This window comes from Kocuria sp. KH4 (assembly GCF_053711175.1).
Genome location: NZ_JBSJYX010000047.1, coordinates 1 through 3,442 on the forward strand (window position 1 = coordinate 1; position 3,442 = coordinate 3,442).

Here is a 3,442-nt window from a genome sequence, read left to right on the forward strand (position 1 = left end):
TGCGTGGTGAGTTCCGGGGTGATGTTGCGCCAAGTCCAACGGGCGATGGAACGGGCTAGGTGCAGCACTTCCACCTCGCCCAGCGGGCCGCGGGTGAACTCCTCGGCGATGGCGGTGAGGTTCTTGTTCATGGCGAAGGCGTGGACGGTCTGCTCCCACTCGGTGGCCTCGTCGTAGCGCAGGCGGGCGCGATAGGCCCATTGCCGGGTGAGATGGAACAAGGCGACGTTGCGGCCCACCGAGGACGCTGTGAGGACTTTGCCGGTCCTGGAGGGTCCTGGGAGGGCTCCGACGTCTCCGAGGGCCTGCGCAAGCTCCTGGAGGCCGTAGAGGGCGGTTTCCTCGCCCCACAGCGGCACGTGCTGGCGGTGGACCGGGTTCTTGGTCACCCGGCCCGCGTATCCAACGTCCCCGCCCAGGACGTCGACGAGGCCCTGCTCGATACGGGCTAGGAGGTTGATCGGCTTCCTGCGGGCGGAGTCGGTGAGGCACACCGGAGCGGCCAGGGCGTAGGCGATGTGCCCGGAGCGGGTATGTGGGTTCAGCGTCACCCAGGAGGGCTGGGGAAGCCCGACCAGATCGGCCACCTGGTCGGCGTCGGAGCCGTCATGGTCCGTGACCACGATCGACTGCAGGCACAGCGGGTTGGCCTCGATGTAGGGCAGCTGCAGAGCGTGCTCCCGGGACACCCTCCGATAGGCGCCCTCCTTGCGCTCAGCGGCCAATGGCGCGTGCGGTAGCCAGTGGTCGGTGAACACGTTTTGGAAGCTCATGAGGTGACCCAACCACGGATTCTTCACCTCCCCGGGTACGACTCACCCTTAATCAGATACTTCGCCCGAAAATGCTTTTCTGCCTGCGCGTAGCGCAGTCCGCTCCCGGGCCCTCCCGAACCTCGCTGAACCCGTCACACCTCATGCATCATTCGATGACCGAGGTCCAGGTGACCCAACGCAGGCACGCACACTCTCAGTTGCACCCTTCGCCTCAGGTGCCCAGAGCACCTCAACCAGGCACCGGCCCAGCCTCAATTTCCATCCGCCGGCCCCTGCCGCAGATCGTGACATCCGTGACGGTCTCCGGTGCTCGGCAGTGGGCTCCAGCGGGTGCCTGGTCGGGGTGCGTGGTTGCTCCAGGCGCGTCGGTGTCGCTCCCGCTGTGGTGGCCTGGCTGTGGTCGGGTGGGGCGTCTGAGGTGGTTGTAAACATTGTTTACAAGTGGTCGTCAGCGGAAGGAGATCGATGTGGAGAAGCGCACGGCACCGGGTGGTCGAGTGGTCTCGGTGCGTCTGCCGGCGGAGGTGATCGAGCGTCTGGACCGGTTGGCGGAGACGACGCAACGGTCGCGGGGGTATTACCTGCGGGAGGCGATCGAGGAGCTGTTGCCGACGATGGAGGCCCGCTACTGGGCGCACCGGGTCGATGAGCGGCACCAGGTGGAGCGGCGTGCATTCGGGGGTCTCATGGCGCAGCTGAACGAGCCGCCGGATGCCTCGGAGAGGTGAGAGCGGGAGCCACGGGCCAAGAATGCAAGAGGTGTGACGGCTCACCTCCATGTGCGACGACGTGGCGAGACGGAGAGCGATTGGGTGAACCGCAGAGCGATCCGTAGCGTTTAGCGGATGCGAACGAGACGCGGAGTTCATGGGGGCAGGAAGCAACGAGATCTGGCCTTGATGCTGGCGCTGCTGGCTGGAGTGCTGATGGGGTTGGTGGCTTCGTTGATCGGTGTTCTGATCGATGACTTTGTGGTGGGCACCGTGGTGACCCTGATTCCTAGCGCTGTGCTCGTGACGATCTGGTGGCGGCGGTATCTGGACTAGTTCCTGGGGTCCGGGCACGGAAAAAGCCGGGGAGTGGCACCCGGCTTTTTCCGTGGGGAGGAGGATCCCGTTCCCCACGTTCTAGTGTCCTGCACATCGCTGCGTGTTGCCTACAGCTGTAGACATCACGGGTGCTGGATCAGTGCCCTGACGGGAGGCCGGGCCTGGTCTCCTCAGCCTCCCGTGGGAGCGGTTGAGGTGAGCACGCCAACTCCCACTTCCAGTGTCAGCCACGCTCCAAAAGGCACCCGAAGGTGACGACAGGCCACGGGAAGAAGACCCGACAAAGGGCCGATCTGTCGGTGCCGGCATCTTTTCCGAGACCGCGCCCGTGAAGCACTGTCCCGTGCATTCTGGACGGTGGAGCGAGCGGGGTCGGGTGGGCGCTGTGTTGTGCATGCGAAAGGCCGGGGAGGGGCCCCGGCCTTCCCCGGTGAGATGCCTTTCACCGCAACTGATTGTGCGACTGCGGTGAAGTTCCGTCCAGTTCACGTCGGTTGATGTGATGACTGCACAAGAGAAGCCGGGAGCCCATCTCCCGGCTTCTCTCGGCATGGGAAGGAACGCTCTTCCCATGCCGTAGGGATCCCCTGAATCCCTGATGTCTCTCCCCCTGCTCGCCAGTGTTCCTCACAGCATCGATACGCAGGTATGGCGGCTCAGTTGTGGGCGGCGGAGCCGCTCTTCTGCGCCTGTTTTTGGATGTTGAGGGCGGCCAGAAACAGGAAGACGATCCATAGCCACGCCAGGCCGATGAAGAGCCATAGCCATCCCAAGAATCCACGGTCTAGGTGTAGCAGCAGGAACGGCCCTGCGATGGAACAGGCCGCGGGGGTCAACAAGAGCAAGGTGGCTGTAGAGAGCCGGCTCCAGTGCTTCAAGCCGTTCATCAGCCCATTGTGACGTCCAGGTGAATCCATCAACTACCCCACTGCGAACGTCTCGGACGGAGCAGTGGGAGCGCGGAGCAAAGCTATCTTCTATGTGCCATAGAACGGGATCGGCCTCCGGCCGGGGCACCAGGCGGGGCGGGTGGGCGCTGCGCTGGGCATGAGAAAGGCCGGGGTTTCCCCCGGCCTTCCTGGAGCGGGCTGTTTCACTCCAAGGAGCGGACTGCTTCACCCCGCGTCTAGTTTGTGCCGATCCCGTGCGCGATGCACAAGGTTCTGGGCGGCCTTCTCGGAGCATCCGAGGCGGTCGGCGATCTCGCGGTACTTCAGGCCGGCGTTTTTGAGCTCGAGGGCGAGATCCTGCCGGGCCCGCGATCGCTTGATGAACTCGTCACGGGGCTCTGCGACAGCGCGCTGAACGGTGCGCGGGTGGCATCCCACCGACTGCGCGACTTCCCGGGCAGTCCTGGCTCGACGTACAGGGTTCTCAGCGGTCATCGGAGGGCCTCCTGCTGGATGAGCGTGCGGTCAATGCGGCGTTTGTCAGCGGCGCGTTGAGCGCGACGTTGCTGGTGCTCGGGCGCGGTCCAGGCTTTGCGCCTTTGCGTGGTGAGTTCCGGGGTGATGTTGCGCCAAGTCCAACGGGCGATGGAACGGGCTAGGTGCAGCACTTCCACCTCGCCCAGCGGGCCGCGGGTGAACTCCTCGGCGATGGCGGTGAGGTTCTTGT

The 3,442-nt window shown here is 64.8% G+C and carries 6 protein-coding genes; 2 read left to right on the forward strand and 4 right to left on the reverse strand.

Going from position 1 to position 3,442, the window contains the following annotated elements:
- Positions 1-773, reverse strand: a 773-nt coding sequence (locus ACWCOM_RS18365; RefSeq protein WP_454550180.1) for a replication initiation protein, incomplete at its 3' end; no start/stop codon positions are given.
- 470 nt (positions 774-1,243) lie between these two features.
- Between ACWCOM_RS18365 and ACWCOM_RS18370 the strand changes: the two genes are divergently transcribed.
- Complete coding sequence (locus tag ACWCOM_RS18370; protein WP_454550181.1) at positions 1,244-1,504, forward strand: ribbon-helix-helix protein, CopG family; 261 nt, start codon at positions 1,244-1,246, stop codon at positions 1,502-1,504.
- Positions 1,505-1,675: 171 nt separating this feature from the next.
- Entirely contained in the window at positions 1,676-1,822 is a 147-nt protein-coding gene (locus tag ACWCOM_RS18375; protein WP_454550182.1) for a hypothetical protein, read from the forward strand.
- A 659-nt stretch (positions 1,823-2,481) separates the two neighbouring features.
- Here ACWCOM_RS18375 and ACWCOM_RS18380 read toward each other — a convergent pair.
- From ACWCOM_RS18380 to ACWCOM_RS18390, 3 genes are all read right to left on the reverse strand, one after another.
- Positions 2,482-2,712: a hypothetical protein gene (locus tag ACWCOM_RS18380; protein WP_454550183.1), complete on the reverse strand. Its 231-nt coding sequence runs from the start codon at positions 2,710-2,712 to the stop codon at positions 2,482-2,484.
- A 228-nt stretch (positions 2,713-2,940) separates the two neighbouring features.
- Positions 2,941-3,210 carry a sigma factor-like helix-turn-helix DNA-binding protein gene (locus tag ACWCOM_RS18385; protein WP_454550184.1) on the reverse strand — a complete coding sequence of 90 codons (270 nt, stop codon included), beginning with the start codon at positions 3,208-3,210 and terminating at the stop codon, positions 2,941-2,943.
- Positions 3,207-3,442 (reverse strand): hypothetical protein (locus ACWCOM_RS18390; RefSeq protein ID WP_454550185.1); only part of this gene is annotated, 236 nt, incomplete at its 5' end. The genes ACWCOM_RS18390 and ACWCOM_RS18385, both read right to left, overlap by 4 nt.

Bases quoted from the DNA above. Each gene is read 5' to 3' on its own strand.
- ACWCOM_RS18375 (WP_454550182.1), top strand. From the start codon at position 1,676: ATGCTGGCGCTGCTGGCTGGAGTGCTGATGGGGTTGGTGGCTTCGTTG.
- ACWCOM_RS18380 (WP_454550183.1), bottom strand. From the start codon at position 2,712: ATGAACGGCTTGAAGCACTGGAGCCGGCTCTCTACAGCCACCTTGCTC.
- ACWCOM_RS18385 (WP_454550184.1), bottom strand. From the start codon at position 3,210: ATGACCGCTGAGAACCCTGTACGTCGAGCCAGGACTGCCCGGGAAGTC.